Annotated in this window: 17 protein-coding genes; 7 read left to right on the top strand and 10 right to left on the bottom strand. The window is 70.8% G+C overall.

The genetic code is table 11. The features are described from left to right. Positions 1-24: 24 nt before the first annotated feature. The 4 genes from ACLZOT_RS32775 to ACLZOT_RS32760 are packed head-to-tail and all read right to left on the bottom strand — an operon-like array spanning position 25 to position 3,758. Complete coding sequence (locus tag ACLZOT_RS32775; RefSeq protein WP_416972753.1) at positions 25-1,335, bottom strand: MFS transporter; 1,311 nt, start codon at positions 1,333-1,335, stop codon at positions 25-27. After that, positions 1,332-2,303, bottom strand: coding sequence for a biotin-dependent carboxyltransferase family protein (locus tag ACLZOT_RS32770; protein ID WP_416972752.1), 972 nt, complete (start codon positions 2,301-2,303; stop codon positions 1,332-1,334). The genes ACLZOT_RS32775 and ACLZOT_RS32770 overlap by 4 nt, the downstream gene beginning before the upstream one ends. Next, positions 2,296-2,997, bottom strand: a complete 702-nt coding sequence (locus ACLZOT_RS32765; RefSeq protein ID WP_416972751.1) for a 5-oxoprolinase subunit B family protein — start codon at positions 2,995-2,997, stop codon at positions 2,296-2,298. Before ACLZOT_RS32765 ends, ACLZOT_RS32770 begins: the two co-directional genes overlap by 8 nt. Beyond that, a complete protein-coding gene (locus tag ACLZOT_RS32760) occupies positions 2,994-3,758 on the bottom strand; it encodes a LamB/YcsF family protein (RefSeq protein WP_416972750.1) in 765 nt (254 codons plus the stop codon). Before ACLZOT_RS32760 ends, ACLZOT_RS32765 begins: the two co-directional genes overlap by 4 nt. Positions 3,759-3,957: 199 nt before the next feature. On the opposite strand from ACLZOT_RS32760, the gene nac reads away from it, so the two are divergent. Both nac and ACLZOT_RS32750 read left to right on the top strand, forming a co-directional pair. Further along, positions 3,958-4,854, top strand: a complete 897-nt coding sequence (gene nac / locus ACLZOT_RS32755; protein ID WP_416972749.1) for a nitrogen assimilation transcriptional regulator NAC — start codon at positions 3,958-3,960, stop codon at positions 4,852-4,854. Between the two features lie 56 nt (positions 4,855-4,910). Then, positions 4,911-5,855: a 2-hydroxyacid dehydrogenase gene (locus tag ACLZOT_RS32750; RefSeq protein ID WP_416972748.1), complete on the top strand. Its 945-nt coding sequence runs from the start codon at positions 4,911-4,913 to the stop codon at positions 5,853-5,855. Here the strand turns inward: ACLZOT_RS32750 and ACLZOT_RS32745 are convergent. The 5 genes from ACLZOT_RS32745 to ACLZOT_RS32725 are packed head-to-tail and all read right to left on the bottom strand — an operon-like array spanning position 5,852 to position 12,639. Beyond that, positions 5,852-6,604, bottom strand: a complete 753-nt coding sequence (locus tag ACLZOT_RS32745; RefSeq protein ID WP_416972747.1) for an alpha/beta fold hydrolase — start codon at positions 6,602-6,604, stop codon at positions 5,852-5,854. The two genes, ACLZOT_RS32750 and ACLZOT_RS32745, sit on opposite strands and share 4 nt — an antisense overlap. A gap of 3 nt (positions 6,605-6,607) precedes the next feature. Continuing rightward, entirely contained in the window at positions 6,608-9,499 is a 2,892-nt protein-coding gene (locus ACLZOT_RS32740) for a Tat pathway signal sequence domain protein (protein WP_416972746.1), read from the bottom strand. Between the two features lie 10 nt (positions 9,500-9,509). Next, positions 9,510-10,361 carry a carbohydrate ABC transporter permease gene (locus ACLZOT_RS32735; RefSeq protein ID WP_416972745.1) on the bottom strand — a complete coding sequence of 284 codons (852 nt, stop codon included), beginning with the start codon at positions 10,359-10,361 and terminating at the stop codon, positions 9,510-9,512. Next, the gene (locus ACLZOT_RS32730; protein WP_416972744.1) at positions 10,358-11,293 is read right to left on the bottom strand and encodes a carbohydrate ABC transporter permease; all 936 of its coding nucleotides are present in this window, start codon (positions 11,291-11,293) and stop codon (positions 10,358-10,360) included. The genes ACLZOT_RS32735 and ACLZOT_RS32730 overlap by 4 nt, the downstream gene beginning before the upstream one ends. A 17-nt stretch (positions 11,294-11,310) precedes the next feature. Next, positions 11,311-12,639: an extracellular solute-binding protein gene (locus ACLZOT_RS32725; RefSeq protein WP_416972743.1), complete on the bottom strand. Its 1,329-nt coding sequence runs from the start codon at positions 12,637-12,639 to the stop codon at positions 11,311-11,313. Positions 12,640-13,069: 430 nt separating this feature from the next. On the opposite strand from ACLZOT_RS32725, the gene ACLZOT_RS32720 reads away from it, so the two are divergent. After that, positions 13,070-14,176 (top strand): LacI family DNA-binding transcriptional regulator, encoded by a 1,107-nt coding sequence (locus ACLZOT_RS32720; RefSeq protein ID WP_416972742.1) that lies wholly within the window; start codon positions 13,070-13,072, stop codon positions 14,174-14,176. A gap of 113 nt (positions 14,177-14,289) precedes the next feature. Beyond that, a complete protein-coding gene (locus ACLZOT_RS32715) occupies positions 14,290-14,919 on the top strand; it encodes a permease prefix domain 1-containing protein (protein WP_416972741.1) in 630 nt (209 codons plus the stop codon). Between the two features lie 6 nt (positions 14,920-14,925). On the opposite strand, the gene ACLZOT_RS32710 is transcribed toward ACLZOT_RS32715, so the two are convergent. After that, positions 14,926-15,252, bottom strand: coding sequence for a PadR family transcriptional regulator (locus tag ACLZOT_RS32710; protein ID WP_416972740.1), 327 nt, complete (start codon positions 15,250-15,252; stop codon positions 14,926-14,928). A gap of 86 nt (positions 15,253-15,338) precedes the next feature. On the opposite strand from ACLZOT_RS32710, the gene ACLZOT_RS32705 reads away from it, so the two are divergent. From ACLZOT_RS32705 to ACLZOT_RS32695, 3 genes are all read left to right on the top strand, one after another. Then, positions 15,339-17,468, top strand: a complete 2,130-nt coding sequence (locus ACLZOT_RS32705) for an MMPL family transporter (RefSeq protein WP_416972781.1) — start codon at positions 15,339-15,341, stop codon at positions 17,466-17,468. A gap of 75 nt (positions 17,469-17,543) precedes the next feature. Beyond that, entirely contained in the window at positions 17,544-18,488 is a 945-nt protein-coding gene (locus ACLZOT_RS32700) for an arsenic resistance protein (protein ID WP_416972780.1), read from the top strand. Positions 18,489-18,570: 82 nt separating this feature from the next. Further along, positions 18,571-19,998 carry a serine hydrolase domain-containing protein gene (locus tag ACLZOT_RS32695; RefSeq protein ID WP_416972739.1) on the top strand — a complete coding sequence of 476 codons (1,428 nt, stop codon included), beginning with the start codon at positions 18,571-18,573 and terminating at the stop codon, positions 19,996-19,998. The last annotated feature ends 1 nt before the right edge of the window (position 19,999 follow it).

The raw sequence follows: 19,999 nt of genomic DNA, 5'->3' as shown, positions 1-19,999 counted from the left end.
TGCTCCTAACTCGGAAGTGAGTGATCAGGCGTCGCGCAGCGGCAGATGGGCCCGGTCCTTCACCCGGGACACCGCGACGAGCGTGCCGAGTGCCGTCAACACGGCGTAGAAAGCAGGCATGTTGACATTGCCGGTCCGGTCGATCAGGTACGTCATCAGCAGCGGCGCCGTCCCCCCGAACAGCGCGGCGGAGACGTTGTAGCCGAGCCCGTACGCGGAGTACCGCACCCGCGTCGGGAACAGCTCGACCAGCAGAATGTGGATCACCCCGGTGTGCCCGGCGAAGACCACCGCCATCAGACAGGCGCCGACGACGGCGAGGGCCACGTTCCCGGTGCCGATCAGCAGATAACAGGGAATCCCCACGACGGCCATGGCGACCGCCGCCCCCGCGATGACCTTCTTCCGTCCGACCCGGTCCGACAGCCGTCCCATGTACGGGATGGCGAGACAGATCGCGACCAGGCTCGACGCGGTGACCAGCAGCCCCTGCACCTTGCTGAAGTCCAGTTCGCTGCTCATGAACGTCGGCATGTAGCTGAACAGGACGTAGTACCCGGACCCGTTCATCAGCGGGATGAACAGCGCGAGCAGCATCGCGCGCCGGTGCTCGGCGGACGAGAACGCCTCCTTGAGCGGGTTCTTCGACAGCCCGCCCTCCTCGCGCAGCCGCGTGAAGTTGGGTGTGTCGCTGATCCGCTTGCGGATGTAGATGCCGGTGATGCCGAGCGGTACGGCGAGCAGGAACGGGATCCGCCAGCCCCACGACTCCATGCGCTCGGAGCCGAGTCCGCTGGTCATCGCGGCGGCGATGAGCGTGCCGGTGAGCAGCGACAGGAACGACGCGATCTGCGCGTAGCTCGTGTACAGGCCCCGCTTGCCCTCCGGCGCGTGCTCGGCGAGGAAGCTCATCGCGCCGGACGCCTCGCCGCCGACGGAGAAGCCCTGCGCGACCCGCAGGAGGATCAGCAGGACCGGCGCGGCGACGCCGATCGCGGCGTACGTGGGCAGCAGTCCGATCGCGGCGGTCGCGACGCTGATCAGCATGATGACGAAGACCAGCATCCGCTGGCGTCCGATGCGGTCGCCGAGGTGGCCGCAGATGATCCCGCCGAGCGGGCGGAAGAAGAACGAGACGGCGTATCCGAGGAAGACGAGCTGGACGGCGTTCTCGGAGCCGGGGAAGAAGACGACGGCGAGCGTGCCGGCCATGAAGCCGAAGATGCCGTTGTCGTACAGCTCGGCGAAGATCCCGACGCAGCCGGCGAGGGTGATCTTCCGGGCGGTTCTCGGGTCGACGGTGTTGGGGACGGGTTGGGCGGCCACGGTGCTCATGGCGTCTCCAAGGGGATCCTGAGGGCTTGGAAGGCGGTGCGGACGCGGGTTCTGAGGGCCTCGATCGCGGCTCGTCGCGCGCGGTGTTCCACGACGGCCTGTTCGAGGGTGCGGTGCCGGAAGCGGAGGCTCTGGCCTGGGCGGACCTGCCCGAGGACGGCGAGCCCGGCGGCGGTGACGACGGCGAGGACGGGGTATCCGGCCGTGACGCCGCGCCCCCGGTGCAGCACGAGGAGTTCGTCCCCGGCAGGCACCTCGACCGCGCCGACGGGCACCCCTCGGGAGAGGACTTCGCCGGTGGCGGTACGACGGGGCAGGGGGCCTGTGCCGCGCAGGCGCAGGCCGATGTGGTTGCTCTGCGGGCTCACGGTGAACCGCTGCCCGAAGAGGCGGGGCACGGTGGCCCCGAACTCGGCCCGGTCGGGGCCGTCGGTGACATCGACAGTGGAAGTGGCGGGAAAAACAGGGGCGTTGAGCCGGAAGAAGGGGACGTGGGCGAGGGAAGGGCACGTCCTGCGCAGGGTGAGCTGATCCCCCTTGCCCAGCGCCCGGCCGAAGCCGAGGACGGTGTCGGGTGCGCAACTCCCTTGCAGATACTCGGCGTCGAACGCCCCGAGCACGGCGAGGTACACCCGCAGCCCGACCCGGATTCCGCTGATCCTCACCACCGACCCGGCCGGCACCGGCACCGGCTCCCACTGCGGCCGGGCCGTCCCGTCGACAGTCACCTCGGCGGGCGCCCCGGTGACGGCGACCAGCACATCGACGGACGGGACGCAGGCGAAGTCGAGGGCCGTGATCTCCAGCAGCGGCGCCCGCTCGTCGTTCCCGCACAGCACGTTGGCGACGCGCGCCGAGTGCTGGTCGAGGGCGCCGTTGGCGGGCAAGCCGTAGCGGGAGCGGCCGGGGCGGCCGAGATCCTGGACGGTGGTCACGCCGGGGACCGTGACGGTGAGGGTGTCAGCCATGGCAGTCCGCCAGGGTCCGCTTCGTATGACGATCCCACTCGGACTCGGGGATCGGCGTGAACCGGAAGACGTCCCCGGGCCGGTACGCCATGAACGGATCGGCCCGCAGATCGAGCACGCCGACCGGCGTCCTCCCCAACAACGGCCACCCGCCCGGCGACGGCATCGGACAGATCACCGCCTGCCGCCCCGCGACAGCCACCGCACCGGGCTCGACCCGCGTACGCGGCGAGGCCAGCCGGGGCACCGGCTCCGGAAACGGCGGCCCGTCCATCATCGGCGCCCCCGCAGGCGCCCCGAGACACCGCACGGTGAGATCGGACCCGGAGTGCAGTGAGACCAACTCGCCCTCGCTGACGCCCACTTGACGGGCCACCTCCGCCAGGTCGGGCCCGAACTCCCCGCCGTACACGACGGGTACGACGAACCGGCGCGGTTCCCGCCGGGCCTCGCCCCCGATCCGGCCCGCCTCCCGCCGCAGGACCCGGCGTACGGTCGCGTGGTCGATGTCGGCGCAGTCGAACTCCACGAGCAGCGCGTCGTACGTCGGCACCAGCCCCTGTACGCCGGGGAGTCGGACGGCGTCGAGCGCGTCGGCGAGGGCGTGGACGAGGTGCCAGGCGTCCTCGGGTTCGAGGTCGACGGCCTTGGCGACGAGGGCGGAGTCACCGCAGTCGGTGAGGGTGAGGGTCACCCGGCGCTCAAGGCGGTGATCTCGACGCCGGCCGCGAGGAGTTGCTCGCGCACAAGGCGGGCCAGGGTGATCGCGCCGGGGGTGTCGCCGTGCAGGAGGACGGTGTCGCAGGCGACGGGTATGTCCTTGCCGGACGCACTCTCGATGACCCCGTCGGTCACCATCCGCAGGGTGCGGCGCGCGATCTCGTCGGGGTCGTGGAGGACGGCCCCCGGCTCGGAGCGCGGGACGAGCGTCCCGTCGTCCCGGTAGGCGCGGTCCGCGATCCCGACGACGGCCACCCGCAGCCCGTGCTTCCGTGCCGCGTCGGCGAGTTCACCGTCCTGGGCGAGGACGGTCAGCGAGTCGTCCAGCGAGGCCACGGCCTCCACGACCGCTTGCGCGTAGTCGGCGCGTACGGCGACGAGGTTCCCGAGGCGCCCGTGCGGGGCCACATGCCGGACCCGGGTCCCGTGCGCCACGGCGAACGCCTGGAGCGCGCCCACCTGGTAGAGCACGTCCGTGCGGACCTCGTCCGGCGTCAGGTCCATCGCGCGGCGCCCGAACCCGACGAGGTCGGGAAAGCTCGGGTGGGCGCCGACGGCGACGCCCTTCTCCACACACGAACGGACCGTCGCGTCCATGATGCGCGGATCACCGGCATGGAATCCGCACGCGATGTTCGCGGACGTCAGCAATTCGAGGAGGGATTCGTCGTCGCCCATCGTGTAGGCGCCGAATCCCTCGCCGAGATCGGCCACGAGATCGACCGTACGCGTCATGGAAATCCCTCCGGCAGAAGGAATAGAAGGAACAGAAGGAAAGGAAAAGGGAAGGGCGGGAGCGGGTTTCCCACAACGTAGTGCGCCGCTCGCCCGGCGACCAATACGCGTTCACTCTGCCGTTATCGCGGACCGTTATGACGCGGCTCACAGCGGTCGCTCCCTACGATGAGGCTCCGCTCATCGGGAGGGCCCGCGCATGGACACCAGACGTCTCTACTCCTTCATCAAGATCGTCGATGCGGGGAGCATCACGCGCGCGGCCGACATCCTGCATATCGCGCAGCCCGCGCTGAGCCAGCAACTCTCCGCGCTGGAGGCCCAGTTCGGGCAGCAGCTGCTGATCCGCAGCAAGCGCGGAGTGGCGCCCACGGAGGCGGGGCGCGCGCTGTACCGGCACGCCCAGCTGATCCTGCGCCAAGTGGACCTCGCGCATGCCGCCGTGGAGGTGTCGGGGCGGGCGCCCGCCGGCAGTGTGTCCGTGGGGCTCGCGCCGTACAGCATGGGAGCCGCGCTCGCGCTGCCGCTGCTGAAGGCGGTGCGCGAGCGCTACCCGGACATCCTGCTGCACATCAACGAGAACTTCGGCGGTGTCATCAGCGAGGCCATCATGACCGGGCGGATGGACATGGCGTTCATCTACGGCGCCGGGCCGCTGCGGGGCGTGCAGTTCGAGCCGGTGCGCACGGAGGACCTGTACCTGATCGGGTCGCCCGGCACGGAGGGGGACGTCGCGCTGGAGGATCTCGCGGGGGTGCCGCTGCTGCTGCCGAGCCGGATCCACACGATCCGCCAGGTCGTCGAATCCGCCTTCCAGCAGGCGGCGTTGCGTCCGCACGTGGTCGGCGAGGTCGAGTCGGCGCTGACCCTGGTGAACGCGGTGGACGCCGGGCTCGGCGCGACCGTCCTGCCCTGGTCGGCGGCGCGGGCGATCCTCGACATGCGCTCGGTCGCCGTACGCCGGATCGTGAGCCCGGTGATTCAGGTGAAACTCTCCTTGGTGACGTCGGACGGGCAGCCCCTTTCGGAACCGGCGCTCGCGGTGCACGACCTCTTCCTGGAACTCGTCACGGCTTTCGATAAGGACCCGCGATAGCGTCAGTCGCATTTCCTATTTGTTGCGGGAACCCGCTCCCGGTTACCGTCCCTCCCATGAGAACGCGCGTGCTGACGACCCGTGAATCCTTCCCCGGCACCGCCTTGCCCCGTCTCGCGCAGGCGGCGGACGTCGTGTCCTGGCCCGGCACGGACAAACCGGCCCCCGCCGACCTCGCGGCCCTCGCCCCGGGCGTCACCGCGATCCTGGCCCTCGGCAACGACACCGTGGACGCGGCCCTGATGGACGCCGCCGGCCCCTCCCTGCGCGTGATCGCGCTGGCGAGCATGGGGTACGACAACGTCGACCGCGTCGCCGCCGCCGAGCGCGGCATCACCGTCACCCACACCCCGGGCACGCTCGCCGAGACGACGGCCGACCTCGCCTTCGCCCTGATCCTCGCCGCCCGGCGCCGCCTCGGAGCCGCCAACGCGAGCCTCATGTCAGGGGGTTGGGACACCTTCCGGATGCACGAGTACCTGGGCCTGGACGTCCACGGCGCCACCCTCGGCCTGATCGGCTACGGCCAGATCGCCCGCGCGGTGGCCCGCCGTGCCCGGGGTTTCGACATGCGCGTCCTGCACCACAGCCGCACGTCTCCCGACTCGGTGCCCCTGGCCACCCTCCTGGCCGAGTCCGACATCGTCTCCCTGCACGTCCCCCTGACACCGGAGACCCATCACCTCATCGGCGCCCGGGAGTTGGCCGCGATGAAGCCGACGGCGACCCTCGTCAACACCGCGCGCGGCGGAGTCGTCGACGAGGAGGCCCTCCTGGACGCCGTCCGCGCGGGCCGCATCCACTCGGCGGGGCTGGACGTCTTCGCCCGCGAACCGATGGGCGCGGACCTGTCCCCTCTGGTGAAGGAGCCGAACATCGTCACGACACCGCACATCGGGTCGGCGACGGAGTCCACCCGGGCGGCGATGGCGGACCTGGCGGCGGACAACATCCTGGACGTCCTCGCCGGCCGCCCGGCCCGGACACCGATCCCGGGCTAGCGGTCCACCCACTCGGTGATCAGCCGCACCGTCCGCTCCGGCTGCTCCTCGTGCACGTAATGCCCGACCCCGGCCCAGTGCTCGACCCGCGAGCGCCGGGTTCCCTCTTCCCAGGTCGCCGCCTCAGCCGACGTCCAGACGGTCAACGCCGGTTGCGTGCGCAGCCGGAGGAATTTTTCGGTCAGCGGGCGCACGCCGATCGCGTCGGGGCCGACGTACATCCCGGCGTACGCCTGGGAGATGACGTGGTCCGGCGTCCCGAGGACCGTGCGGAGGTGGGCGGTGCGCAGACCGGGCGGGGCCTGTGGGGAGAAGGCGCCCGCGACGAACTCGGCTGCTGCGCGGGCGCCTTGGGCTTCGTAGAGCGCCAGCCTCGCCGGGATGCCGTCGGCTTCGGCGCCCGTCGCGCCGTGTGCCGGGTCGAGGGCGACGACCGAGTGGACGAGGTGGGGGTGGTGGACGGCGAGGAGGCTGACGACCTGGACGCCCATGGAGTGGCCGACGGCAATCACCGGGCCGTCGAGGAGGGTTGCGAGGTCGTCCGCCATCTCCCGGGGGGTGTTGCCCGTGTCCGGTACGTCGGAGCGGCCGTGGCCGCGCAGGTCAGGGACGATCACCCGGTACCTCTGCGCCAACTCCTCGGCGTGGTACGACCATTCGCGTCCGTCGCCGCCCCAGCCGTGCACGAGGAGCACGGTGGGGGCACTGGCTGGGCCGAGGGTGGCGGAGAAGAGCCGGGTGGTCGTCATGAGTCAGCTCCGGTGGAGGACGAGGGTGCTGCGGGGGCCGATCCTGGGACAGTGTCCGGCACCGACCGTCCTGCCGGTGGCCAAGTCCCGGGCGGGGCCGAAGTCGTGGCGGGCGGGGAGCGTGAACACCTTGTCGGTGCTGGTGTTCATGGCGATCAAGTAGTCGCCGTACACGCAGAGATAGAACGGCGCCCGCCCGACGAGCATGGTCTCGACGCCGTCGAAGTGCACGCCGAGTGCGGGGTCGGGGACGTCGGCGGGGATCGGCGCGAGGTGGTAGACGTCCCCTTCCAGGGCCTGGTGGAGGGTGTCGCCGGGAGGCGGGAACCCGCCCGGCGGGAGGTGAGCGGCGCCGGGGTCGTTGATGGCGTAGTCCCACAGGATCCAGTCGCGCGCGGTGAACGTGTCGCCGGTCGTGCCCGCCGAGCGTTCCCGGACAGTCGCCGAGCGCTGGTCGACCGGGGTGACGTGGTGGACGCGGGCGTAGTTGTTGACGCCCTGCCGGGAGCGGAAGTACAGGGAGACGAAGAGGAGTTGACGCCCGTTCTTCAGGGCGACGCAGCCGTTGTCCTCGTCGGTGACGAGGAAGTCGGGGCGGTCCCAGCCGGTCGGGATCCGGGACGGGCGCGCGGCGAGGGACTGGAACTCGGGCCAGTCGCGGGAGAGGAACCGCAGGGCGTTGAGGCCGACGCGGGTCCAGGTGTGGGTGGCCTGGAGGTGGAGTTGGGGGTAGAGCTGGCCGTCGGCGACCATCTCCTGGGTCCAGCCGGTGATGTCGGGGTCCTTGAACGCGGCGGCGGACATGACGGGGTTGGAGTCCCAGGCGGTGCGGGAGGCGTACGCGGTCTCGCCGGGGAAGACCTCGTTGCGCCAGCCGATGACGGTCTCGATGCGGGAGACGCGGTGGTGGTCCTTGTCGACGTCGATGACCCGGAAGTTGCCGCGCGCCTTCGTCATCTTGACCATGTGGTCGCGGAGTTCGGGCGCGGCCTGTCCGCCGTAGCCGCGTGTCACGGACTCGTACATCATGACGAGCCAGTCGATGACCTCGCCGTAGCCGCCGACGTACCCGAGTTCGCGGGTCAGTCCGGCGCGGCTGACCTGGTAGTAGCCGGCGCCGAGGGGTTTCGTCGGGTTGCCGTCGGCGTCCTCGGGGCCGAGGTAGGGGACGAGGCCGATCGACTGGTACAGGTAGTCGCGGGCCTTGTCCTCGGGGAGCGCCTGGCCGGGGTCGAGGAGCCCGAGGCCACGGTTGGTCTGGTAGAGGCCGATCGCGCAGATCTGGGCCTGGTTGCTGTAGTGCGGGAAGTGCTGACGCCAGTAGTCGCGGCTGGACTTGAGCATGTCGGCGTACGCGGTGCGGCGGACCGGCGGTACGGGGGTCGCCGAGCCGGCGGGCGGGGTCAGGGTGACGTCGTCGAACCAGGCGGTGCCGGGGCCGGACAGCCGTAGGTGCAGCTGCATCTGGGTCACGCCGGCCGGGGTGTCGAAGACGAACTCGACGTACTCCCAGTCGTGGGTGCCCTGCGCGGCGTACACCTTGTGGTCGTTGCCGACGCGGTTGCCGTTCGCGTCGTAGAAGAGGGGGTCGATGTGGGCGCCGAGGCCCGTGACGCCGTCCGTCTTGATCCAGGCGCCGTAGCGGTAGGTGCCGGTGCCGATCTTCACCTTGCCGTAGGAGTTGACGTAGCTGTAGCCGGTGTCCGTGCCGACCTGGAGTTTCAGGGAGGCGGCGCCGGTGCGGGCGACGGTGGTGTCGCGGGTCCAGGTGCCGCCACCGGCGTTCGCCCAACCGGGCATCTCCCAGCCGCCGTTCGCTTCGAAGCCGGGGTTGGCGATGGCGTACGGGGAGCCCGTGACCTGGGTGTCGAGGCGGTCGCCGAGGTGTTCCCAGAGGAGCGCGAGGACCAGGCCGACGCGTCCGAAGCCCTGCCACTGCTGGTCGGATCCGGTCATGACGGCGGCGTCGGCCTTCCAGGCCAGGTAGCGGCCGTCGATCGCCTGGAGGACCCGGTCCAAGGCCTCGGGTCTGCCGTACGCCGGGCTGCCGGACCAGAGGTAGCCCTCGGCCAGCGACTGCATCGCCCAGCCGTCGAAGGTCGCCGGGTTTCCGCTGGTCAGCAGGTTCTGCTGGTCCTTCTGGACGCGTGCCCTGATCGCGTCGAGGACCTCTTCGCCGCCGGGTCGCGGGGTGGGCGTGGGGGCGGCGCCCTGGACCTCGCCCTTGGGCGGGACGAAGTACGGGTCGGTGTGGGTGTAGAGGCGGTAGATGCCGCGCGAGGGCGTGGTCATCGTGCGGAAGAGCTGGGCGGCGTTCTGCCCGTAGGGCCAGATGCGGCCCGACGACCGTATCTCCAGGGTGATTCGGGTCTTCCCGGCGGTCATCTTCTCCGGGAGGGGGAGGGTGTGGAAGAAGAAGCGGCCGGGGGTGCGCGGGGCGGTGTCGAGGATGTCGAGGCCGTCGACAGCGCCCTGGTCCTGGTAGCCGACCTGCTTGCCCTCGCAGAAGAGCTGGAGGCGGTACATGTTCGTCCCGGCGCCGGCTTCCTCGGAGGTGTCGTCGTGGTCGTCGCCCCACAGGCGGACGGTGACGTACGTGGTGCCGGTCGGGCGGACGGCGACGTCGAACTTGAGGGTGCCGCCCCAATAGGACGCCGGCTCCGTCGGGTTGAGGACGCGGGCGCTCTGGCCGAGGCCGCCGGTGACCGTGTCGGAGAGGGTGGCGGTGAGGTGGTGCGCGGCCTCGGAGCCGGCGTCGCCGAAGACGAGTACGTCCAACAGGGCACGGCCCGGGGCTGCTTCGGCGGTGGTCGCCGGGAGGCCGAGGGCGGTCACGGCGACGCCGGTCGCTCCGGCGTACTTGAGCACGTCACGTCGGCGGGGTGCGTGGGGCACGGCTGTTCCTTTACTTGAGGCTTCCCATGAGGATTCCGCTGCGCCAGTAGCGCTGGAGGGCGAACATGAAGACCGCCAGCGGGATGATCGACAGCAGGGACCCGGTGAGGACGAGGGTGTTCATGTCGCGGGAGGTCTGCGCCTGCTGGACCCAGGAGAAGAGGCCCAGGGTGACGGGGAAGGAGCGCTCGCCGTTCAGCATGAACAGGGGGAGGAAGAAGTTGTTCCAGATGGTGACGAAGTCGAGCATGAAGATGGTGATGCCGCCGGTCCGCATGAGCCGTAGGGCGATGGAGAAGAAGACGCGCGTCTCGCTCGCCCCGTCGATGCGGGCGGCCTCCAGGAGTTCGGCGGGGACCGAGGTGTCGGCGTAGACCTTGCCGAGGTACACGCCGAACGGGTTGATGAAGTACGGGATCAGCACCGCCCACACGGTGTTGGTGAGCCCGATCTCCGCGAAGACCAGGTAGAGGGGGAACGCGAGCAGGGTGCTCGGCAGCAGGGAGGCGCCGACGATGACCCCGAACAGTGCGCCCCGGCCCCGGAACTCGTACTTCGCGAGGCCGTACCCGGCGGCCAGGGAGATCAGCGTGGAACCGGCCGCCCCGACCGTGGAGTAGAGGACGGAGTTGAACAGCCACCGCCCGAACACGCCGTCGTGGTACTCCCACACGGCCCGCATGTTGTCGGCGAGGTGGTTGCCGGAGAACCAGAACCCGAACGTCGAGTACAGGTCGGTCTGGTCCTTCGTCGAGGCGACCAGCAGGAACCAGGTCGGGGCGAGGGAGTACAGCAGGAAGACGATCAGCAGGCCGGTGGTCAGGGCTGTCGCCCGGCGGCTGGGGCGGACACCGGCGTTCATGACACCTTCCTGTTCGTGACGCGGTAGAAGACGAAGGCGAGGACGCCCGTGACGACGGCCAGGACGAGGGACTCGGCGGCCGCGTACTGGTAGTCGCCCGTCTTGAACGCCCGGTCGAAGATCTCCAGCATCGGCGTGAAGTCCGTACTGATCGACTCGGGCGCGACGTACCGCAGGAACAGCGGCTCGGTGAACAGCTGGAGCCGTCCGATGAGGGAGAACATGCCGGTCAGGACGAGGATCCCGGTGATGTTCGGGACCTTGATGGACCAGGCGATCCGCCACTCCTTCGCGCCGTCCAGCCGCGCCGCCTCGTACAGTTCGCGCGGCAGCGCCTGGAGCGAGGCGGAGATCAGGATCATGTTGAAGCCGATGCCCTGCCAGGTCAGCAGGTTCCCCAGCGACAGGTAGGTGTTGATCCCGCCGAAGAAGGAGACGTCCGAGCCGACGAGGTCGGAGATCGGGCTCGCGGTCGGGCTGTAGAGGAACAGCCAGATCAGGGTGGAGACGACGCCGGGGATGACGTACGGGATGAGCAGCCCGGCGCGGAAGAACCGCACGGCGCGGGCGGCGACCCCGTCGAGCAGCAGCGCCAGGAGCAGCGAGACGCCGAGCATGACGGCGATCTGCGCGGCGCCGAAGAGCAGGGTGCGGGCCATCGCCGTCCAGAAGTTGCCGTCGGCGAGGATCGCGGAGAAGTGGGCGAACCCGGCGAAGACGACGCGGGTGGGGCCGAAGCCGATGCCGCTGGACTTCTTCTCCTGGAGGCTCTGGCCGAAGGCGTAGCCGATGGGGACGACGTAGGTGAGGACGAAGCCGAGGAGGAAGGGCAGCATGAACAGCAGGCCCTTGGCGCCGCCGCGCTTCCTCACGCGTCTGACCGGGGCGGGGGTCACTGGGGCGGCCTTCGCCGGTCGTATCAGGGTGGACAACGATGTCTCCAGGTCTTTCAGCCGGCCGCGACCGCGTTGACGCCCTTGTCCTTCAGGTCGGCCAGCACCCAGTCCTGAAGGTGCGTGAGCATGTCCTTCACGGTGAGCTGCTTCTTCATGACCTTCCCCCACTGCTTCTGCATCTCGGAGTACATGGCCGCGTAGTCGGGCCCGTACTGCCACTGCGCGCCGACCCGGTCCGCCGCGTCGGTGACGATCCGCGCGCTGTCGGCCTTGCCGTTGAACATGTCCGGGGGGACGAGCTTGCCGATGTACGGGGACACGTCCTTCACCGCCGGGAACAGCCCCGACTTCGACGCGGGGTCGGTGAGCGCGGTCAGGGACTCCTTGCTGCTGGACAGCCAGGACGCGAACTCGGCCGCGCGGTCGGGGTACTTGCAGCCCTTCAGGACCGCCGTCACGTCGAAGTTGCTGGACGTCCGGGGCGTGGCCGGGTCGAAGAGCGGGGCGTCGGCGAGCTGCCACTTCCCCTTGGACTTGGGGAAGTTGGTGTCGTAGATCGGCAACTGCCAGGTGGACGTGGTCATCAGGACCGTGCGGCCGAGGTCCCAGGTCCTGAAGACGCCGGGGTCGGAGTAGGAGGCGTTGGAGGCGAGGTCGTCGTCGACCAGCTGCTGGACGATGTCGGCGGCCTGGAGCGCGGCCGGGGAGGTGAAGCCGATCTCCCAGTGGTCCCCGGCGATCTTGTACCACTCCGCGCCCGCCTGCCAGGACAGGTCGACGAGGGTGCTCGGGTCCTCCCCGGCCATGTTGAAGATCTTGACGCCCTTGTCCTTCGCCTGCACCGCCTTGCCGGCGGTGATCACGTCGGCCCAGGTCGTCGGCGCCTTCACCCCGTACTTCTGGAGGAGGTCGGCGCGGTAGGCGGTGAACAGCGGGGCGGAGCCCATCGGGATGCCGTAGGTGGCGCCCCCGGGGCTGACCGCGTTCCAGGCGGGGACGGCGTAGGCGGCTTTGTAGGGGGCGGCGAGCTTGCTGATGTCGGTGAGGAGTCCGTCGGCGGCGAAGTTCGCCAGGTTCATGCCGTCCATCTTGGAGAGGCAGGGGGCGTTTCCCGAGGTGACGGCGGCGCGGAGCTTCTGGTAGACGGTGTCCCCGGCGGCGTTGACGTACTTCACCTGGGTCTCGGGGTGGGCCTTGTTCCAGACGTCCACCTGCTGCTGGATGCCTTCCGTCCAGCTCCAGAACTCGAAGCCGACGTCGCCCTTGCTGGTCTTCCCCGCCGTGTCGCCGCCGTCGCCGCCGCCTCCGCAGGCGCTCAGGGCGAGGGCGAGGCAGAGAGCGGTTCCGGTCAGGGTTCTCGTTCTCGTACGGGTCGTGCTCATCGGACCTCCGGGAGAGGGAGAAGCAGTTGCGTAGTAAACGTTTGCCGTGACCGTAGGCCCCGAGCAGCCGCCTCACAAGGGGTGGGACGGCGTTTGTTTCGTCGGGCTTTCCCGACGATTACCAAGTAAGCGTGTCTGACCTGGCACTTCGCTGGATGACCTCGGCGGCGAGTCCGCGCGCCCCCTGTTGACCGGCGGCCTCAACCGGCTTTAGCGTAGAATACGTTTACTATCTCTTCCGCACGATCTCGATGAGCCCTGACCCCGCAGGCCAGAAGCGCCGCCAAGCCAACCCTGCGGATACCGAAGGAGTGCAGCTTTTACTGTCGGGCCCGCACATAAGGCCTCGCCCCCTGGTTACAGAAACCGTTCTCTGTCCCCGCCGCCCCTGTCCCGTCGCCCCCACGACCCGATGCAGTAACGTCGCCCCGTGACCGACTCCGGGAAGCGTGCCCGTAAACCCTCCGCACAGGCCAAGCCCCGCACGAGACCGGCGGGTCCGGAGGGGCCGAGCACGATCCGGGACGTCGCGGCCGAGGCGGGGGTCTCCGTAGCAACCGTTTCCCGTACGCTCGCCGGGAACTATCCGGTGGCGGCGGAGACGCGGGCGCGGGTGATGGCCGCCGTCGAATCGCTGCACTACGTCGTGAACGTCCACGCGAAGGCGCTCTCCGGCCGGGTCGCCGGTCCCGTGGCCCTCGTCCTGAAGGACATCACCGGCCCTTCCCTCGCCCATGTCGCCGCGGGCGTCGAGCGGGAGGCCACCGCGCGCGGCCGGCTCAGCCTGGTCTGCTCCACGCACGGCGACACGGGCCGGGAGGACGATCTGGTCCAGCTGATGCGCGAGCAGCACGCGGCGGCCGTCGTCCTGGTCGGCGGGGTGGTCCCCGGCGAGGCGTACCGGCGCCGGATGACCGAGTACGCGCGGGCACTGGACGCGGCCGGTTCCCGGCTGGTGCTGGTGGGGCGCCCGGCGCTGCCGCCCGGGGTGCCGGCGACGGTCGTCGAGTACGACAACCGGGGCGGCGCGTTCCAGGCGACCTCCCATCTCGTGGCCGCCGGTCACCGCCGCATCCTCTGTCTGGGCGGCGAGGAGGGCCTGAGCAGCGCGGACGAGCGCCGGGAGGGCCATCGGGCCGCGCTGCGGGCGCACGCGATCGACGACGACCCGGCGCTGTACGTCCCCGGCAGCTACACCCGCGCCTCCGGTCACCGCCGCGTCCGGGACGCCCTGGCCGCCGGTGTCGCCTTCACCGCGGTCCTCGGCGGCACCGACGCGATCGCCGTCGGCGCGCTGGCCGCGCTGCGGGAGGCGGGGCTGCGGGTCCCGCGTGACGTGTCGGTGGTCGGCTTCGACGACGTGCACTACGCGGCGGACCTGTCGCCGTCCCTGACGACGGTCCGGGTGCCGTACGAGGAGCTGGGGCGGACCGCGGTACGTCTCGCGCTGGACCGGGAGGAGCTGATGGGGGGCGACGATCACGTGGTGCTGAGCACGCAGCTGGTGATCAGGGAGTCGGTGCGGGCGCCGAGGTGAGGCGGGTGCCCGGGGGCCGTGGGATCAGGGTTGTGTCAGGGTCTTCCCCGATCTTCCGCGGGGGCGGGCGTCCCTAAGCTGGTGCGCAAGGGCATGCGGCAGGGAGTATCCGGGTGATCGAGCAGTACGTCGCCGAGTTGGACAGGGCGTTGCGCGGTCCGCGCGCGGTCAAGGCGGACATGCTCGCGGAGGCGCGGGACGGGTTGGCGGACGCGGCCGAGGCGTACGAGGCCGACGGTCTCGACCGGGTGGGCGCGGAGGCGTGCGCGGTGGCCGACTTCGGGTCGGTGGAGCGGGTCGCGCCGGAGTTCCAGGCGGAGTTGGCGCTCGCTCAGGGGCGGCGTACGGGGCTGCTGATCTGTGGGGTGCTGCTGGTTCAGCCGGTGGGGTGGTGGTTGCTGAGTCTGGCGGGGCAGAACTCCAGGGACGACGCCGGTGCGGTGTACAGCCTGGTGGACTCGGCGGTGAGCTGGGCCGGGAGCGCCGCCATCGCGTTGGCGCTGGTGATCGTGGTCGCCGCCGGGGCGCGTGGGGTGAGCGGGCCGCGGCTGGTGCGGGCAACCGGTTTCTTCTCGTTCGCCGTCTGCGGTGTCTTCGCCCTGCTGGGGTTGCTGCTGACGGTGTACAACCCGGCCACGCACTCGCTGCTGGGGGTGGCCGGGCTGCCGACGACGGTGCTGCTGCTCGGGTTGCCGCTGGGTGCCGTAGCCGTGGCGGGCCGGCGTTGTCTGCGGGCCGTCTGACCGCGGTCAGGCCGTCCCGGGCCGCAGGATGCCTTCGACCATCGTCGAGAAGTCCCGCCAGTCCGTGCGCTCCTTGGCCAGGGCGCGTTTGCCCGTCGCCGTGAGCTGGTAGGTCCGCCTGCGCCGGCCGCCGACGGTGCTCCACTCGCTCTCCACGAGCCCGGCGCGCTCCAGTCTGCGCAGGGCGGGGTAGAGGGAGCCGGTCGGCAGGTCCAGGGCACCCGCGCTGCTCACCTGGAGGGCCTCCATCACGGCGTATCCGTGGAGGGGTTCCTTCTCCAGGACCGCGAGGATCAGCGCGTCCAGATGACCTCGTAGCGCTTCTGACATCACGTAGACAATCTACATGACATGCTAGCGTTGGCTCTCTACATGTAGATGTTCTATCTATTGGCATGAGTGCAGGGGAGGTCGGGCTGATGGCAGCGCCCGAGCAGAGTCGTACCGGGACGGGGGACACCGTGAGTGTCTTCGAGCGTCTCGCGCAGGTGTCGTACCGGCGGCGGTGGTGGGCCCTGGTGGGGTGGGTCGTCGTGCTGGTGGCGGTGAGTCTCGGGTCGCAGGCGGTCGGGGACGCGTACCGCAACGACTTCAGCCTGCCCGGCACGGAGTCGCAGCAGGCGCTGGACCTGCTGGAGGAGCGGGCGCCGGACCGGGCCGGGACGACGGTGACGGTCGTCGTGGAGGCGAAGGACGGCATCGCCGGGGCCCGCGCGCGGGTCGAGTCGATGCTCGCCGAGGTCGCGAAGGAGCCGCACGTCGTCGGGGTCGTCGGCCCCTTCGACGACGCCGGGGCGGTCTCCGAGGACGGCACGATCGGGTACGCGACGGTCGCGCTGGACCGGCAGGCCGAGGACGTCCCGGTCGACGACACCCGCGCGATCATCGACACCGCGCAGAAGGCCGACGGCGACGGGCTGCGCGTGGAGCTCTCCGGCGACGCGGTGCGCACTGCGCAGGAGGAGGCCGGCGGGGCCGCCGAGGGCATCGGGATCATGGCCGCGCTGGTGATCCTCGTACTGCTCTTCGGGTCGTTCTTCGCGGCCGTCCTGCCGGTGGTGATCGCCCTGTTCGCGGTGGGGACGACGCTCGGGCTGATCATCCTCGCCTCGCACCTCGCGAACGTCGCCGACTTCACCGCGCCGCTGATGATGCTCGTCGGCCTCGGGGTCGGGATCGACTACGCGCTCCTGGTGTTCTCGCGTTTCCGGGGCGAACTGGACGCCGGGCAGGGCCGCGAGGCGGCGACCGTCAAGGCGATCGACACCGCCGGGCGCACCGTCTTCTTCGCCGGGTGCACGGTCATCGTGGCGCTCGGCGGCCTCGTCGTCCTCGGCCTCGGCTCCCTCCGGGGCGTGGCCATGGCCCTCGCGCTGACCGTCCTGCTCACGATGGCCGCCTCGCTGACCCTGCTCCCGGCGCTCCTCGCCGTGTTCGGGTCCCGCATCGAGAAGCAGGTCCAGCGGCGTACGGCCCGCCGGGCCCCCGGCGACCGCTGGAACCGCTGGACCGGTGCCGTGCAGCGGCGTGCCTGGGCGGCCGCGCTCGTGCCGACCGCGCTCCTCGCGGCCCTCTCGCTGCCCGCGCTCGACATGCGGCTCGGCTTCGCGGACGCGGGCACCGACGGCGCCGCCACGACCACCCGCCAGGCGTACGACCTGCTCGGCAAGGGTTTCGGCCCCGGGTTCAACGGGCCGCTGATCGTGGTCGCCGACGGCGACGCGACGGCCGCCGGGCGGGCCCGTACGGTGCTCGACCGGACCGAGGGCGTGGCCGCCGCGCTGCCGCCGCAGTCCTCGGGCGACGGCCTGTCCACGATCGTCGTGTTCCCCGACTCCGCGCCGCAGGCCGCCGCCACCAGCGACCTCGTCGACCGGCTGCGCGACGACGTCCTGCCGTCCCTCGCGCGGGACACCGACGCGCGGTTCCTGGTCGGCGGCAGCACCGCCGCGACCGAGGACTTCGCCGCCGCCGTCGCCGACCGGCTGCCCGCGTTCGTCGCGCTCGTCGTGGGCCTGTCGATGCTCCTGCTGCTCCTGGTGTTCCGCTCCCTGCTCATCCCCCTCAAGGCCGCCGTCCTCAACCTCCTCAGCGTCGGCGTCGCCATGGGCGTGATGACCCTGGTCTTCCAGAACGGCGCCCTCGGCGCGGAGAAGGGGCCCGTCGAGGCGTACGTCCCCGTCATGATCTTCGCGATCGTCTTCGGGCTCTCCATGGACTACGAGGTGTTCCTCCTGTCCCGGATGCACGAGGAGTGGGAGCGCGGGAAGGATGCCGCGCAGGCGGTCCGGCACGGCCTCGCCACCACCGGTCAGGTCGTCACGGCCGCCGCCGCCATCATGATCGTCGTGTTCGGGGCGTTCATGTTCAGCGGGAACCGGATGCTGACCCAGTTCGGCTTCGGGCTGGCCGTCGCGGTGTTCGTCGACGCGGTGGTCATCCGGTGCCTGATCCTCCCGGCGGTCATGCAGTTGCTGGGCCGGCGGGCCTGGTGGCTGCCGGAGCGGCTCGCGCGGGCGCTGCCTCGGGTGGCGATCGAACACACCTGACGGGTTACGGTCGGTGTGTCCGCCCACCCTCAGGAGCGCTCCCCGTTGCCTTCCCCTTCCGCCCTGGTCACCGGCATGGAACGCCACCAAGTCCCGTTGTACGTCGGTGCGCTGGCCGTCGGCGCCGTCGTCGGCCGGTTGGCGCCCGGCGCGGGGCCCGGCCTGGAGCACGCGATCAACCCCGCGCTGGCCGCGCTGCTGTACGTGACGTTCCTCCAGGTACCCGCCGCCGAACTGGTCCGCTCGCTGCGGGCGGGCCGGTTCCTGGGGGCGGCGCTGACGGTGAACTTCCTCGTCGTGCCCCTCGTCGTCGCCGCGCTGTTCCCCTTCCTCCCCGGCGATCAGGCCGTCCGGCTCGGTGTCCTGCTCGTCCTGCTCGCCCCGTGCGTCGACTACGTCATCGTCTTCAGCGGGCTCGCGGGTGGCAGCGCCGAACGGCTCCTCGCGGCGACTCCGTTGCTGCTCCTCGCGCAGATGGTGCTTCTGCCGGGTTATCTGTTCCTCTTCCTGGGGTCGGACCTCTCCGGCGTCGTCGACGCCGGGCCCTTCCTCGAAGCGTTCGCCGTGCTGATCGTCGTACCGCTGGCGGCGGCCTGGCTCACGCAGGCGTGGGGTGCGCGGCACGCGGCCGGCCGGCGGTTCGCGGAGGGGGCCGGGGCGGCGATGGTGCCGTTGATGGTCGCCGTCCTGTTCACCGTCGTCGCCTCGCAGGTGCCCGAACTGGACGACGGGTCGGGGCGGTTGGGGGACGTCGTACGGGTCGTGCCGTTCTACGTCGCCTTCCTGGTCGTGATGCCGGTCGCGGCGCTGGGGGTCGTGCGGGTGTTCCGGCTGGGTACGCGGGACGCGCGGGCGATCGTGTTCACGGGGGCGACCCGCAACTCGCTGGTCGTGCTGCCGCTGGCGTTGGCCCTGCCGGACGGGCTGGCCGTGGCGGGGGTGGTCGTGGTGGCGCAGACGCTGGTGGAGGTGGTGGGGATGGTGGTGTACGTGCGGGTGGTGCCGAGGCTGCTGCCCTGAGGGTGACCGCGATCCCTCACGGCCGTGCGAGCTTCCGGAAACCCGGTCGAATGCCGGCCTTCAGGTCCGCTAGAAAGTCAGGATGTCCTCTCAGCGCCCCCTCCTCCCCCGTTCGGCACCGGCAGCCTCCGGGGTGTCCTCCCGTGCCGTCTCCCTGCTGCTGGACCGGCTCGAAGCGGTGTCCGCCGAGTGCCACTCGATCATGGTCGTGCACCGTGGGCATGTCGTCGCCGAGGGCTGGTGGGCGCCGTACTCGGCCGACCGTCCGCACCTTCTCTACTCGCTGACCAAGTCGTTCACGTCGGTCGCCGTGGGGCTCACGATCGGCGACGGGCTGCTCGGGCCGGCGGACCGGGTCGTGGATGTGCTGCCGGACCACGTCCCGGCCGACGTCTCGGCGCAGGGGCGCCGGCTCACCGTCCACCACCTGCTGTCCATGACCGTCGGCCGTCCCGAGGACAGCCTCGCCGAGGCGTGGGAGCTGGAGCCCGGTGACCTGGTGAAGGGGTTCCTGCGGCTGCCGTTCAGCACTGCGGAGGGGACGCGGCACACCTACGACAACGCGACCACCTTCGTCCTGGCCCGGATGGTCGAACGCGTCACGGGGCGCGGCCTCCCCGAGTTCCTCGACGAACGCCTCTTCAAGCCCATGGGCATCGACCACGCCGAGTGGGACCGGGTCGCGAGCGGTGCCGCCTTCGGGTTCCACGGCCTCCACCTCACGACCGAGGCCGTCGCCGCCTTCGGCGAACTCCTCCTGCGCGGCGGCCTGTGGGGCGGCGAACGGCTCGTCCCCCGGGAGTGGGTGGACCTCGCGACCAGCCACCACATCGACTGCGCCCTGTCCGGAGACGGCTCCGACAACGCCGACTTCACCCGCGGCTACGGCTACCAGTTCTGGATGTCACGCCACGGCTACCACGGCCACGGCGCCTTCGGCCAGCAGTGCGTCGTCGTCCCGTCGCACGACCTCGTGATCGCCGTGACCGCCCAGGGCGAGACGCAGGACGTGTTCGACGCCCTCTGGGAGTGCCTGCTGCCCGGCCTGCACGACGAGGACAGCCCCCAGGACGACGAAACCCTCGCCGACCGCCTACGTCACCTCGCGCTCCCCCGAATCCCGGGCACACCCGACCCGACACGCTCGGCCACGGCGACCCTCGACGCCACCCCCGAGGGCTCGGCGCTCCCCGACGGCACGACGGTGACCGTCGATCCCACCGACACGGGTTGGCTCGTACGGTTCGCGTCCCTGTCGGACATCGAGGTGGGCCACACCACCTGGCGCGAAAGCTCCCCCCTCGGCCGCCCGATCGTCGCCACCGGGGCCTGGCAGGGCCCCCTGTTCGTCGCGGACCTGTACGTCATCACCACCCCGCACCGCGTCCGCCTGACCCTCGACACCACCACACAAACCGCCACGGCCGTATGGACGACGGTCCCCCTCACCGGCCCCAGCCTGGAACTGCACGTACGGTCACCCCTGATGACACGCCCTGATGTCGCGTAGC

The organism is Streptomyces sp. 4F14 (assembly GCF_048159485.1).
Classification (GTDB): domain Bacteria; phylum Actinomycetota; class Actinomycetes; order Streptomycetales; family Streptomycetaceae; genus Streptomyces.
Note: the sequence above shows the minus strand (reverse complement) of the source record. Positions and strands in the feature narration are given on the sequence as shown.

What these genes read in the sequence shown, in the direction of transcription:
- ACLZOT_RS32775 (WP_416972753.1), bottom strand. Translation starts at nt 1,335, where the DNA reads ATGAGCACCGTGGCCGCCCAACCCGTCCCCAACACCGTCGACCCGAGA.
- ACLZOT_RS32770 (WP_416972752.1), bottom strand. Translation starts at nt 2,303, where the DNA reads ATGGCTGACACCCTCACCGTCACGGTCCCCGGCGTGACCACCGTCCAG.
- ACLZOT_RS32760 (WP_416972750.1), bottom strand. Translation starts at nt 3,758, where the DNA reads ATGACGCGTACGGTCGATCTCGTGGCCGATCTCGGCGAGGGATTCGGC.
- nac (WP_416972749.1), top strand. Translation starts at nt 3,958, where the DNA reads ATGGACACCAGACGTCTCTACTCCTTCATCAAGATCGTCGATGCGGGG.
- ACLZOT_RS32750 (WP_416972748.1), top strand. Translation starts at nt 4,911, where the DNA reads ATGAGAACGCGCGTGCTGACGACCCGTGAATCCTTCCCCGGCACCGCC.
- ACLZOT_RS32745 (WP_416972747.1), bottom strand. Translation starts at nt 6,604, where the DNA reads ATGACGACCACCCGGCTCTTCTCCGCCACCCTCGGCCCAGCCAGTGCC.
- ACLZOT_RS32735 (WP_416972745.1), bottom strand. Translation starts at nt 10,361, where the DNA reads ATGAACGCCGGTGTCCGCCCCAGCCGCCGGGCGACAGCCCTGACCACC.
- ACLZOT_RS32725 (WP_416972743.1), bottom strand. Translation starts at nt 12,639, where the DNA reads ATGAGCACGACCCGTACGAGAACGAGAACCCTGACCGGAACCGCTCTC.
- ACLZOT_RS32705 (WP_416972781.1), top strand. Translation starts at nt 15,339, where the DNA reads ATGGCAGCGCCCGAGCAGAGTCGTACCGGGACGGGGGACACCGTGAGT.
- ACLZOT_RS32700 (WP_416972780.1), top strand. Translation starts at nt 17,544, where the DNA reads ATGGAACGCCACCAAGTCCCGTTGTACGTCGGTGCGCTGGCCGTCGGC.
- ACLZOT_RS32695 (WP_416972739.1), top strand. Translation starts at nt 18,571, where the DNA reads ATGTCCTCTCAGCGCCCCCTCCTCCCCCGTTCGGCACCGGCAGCCTCC.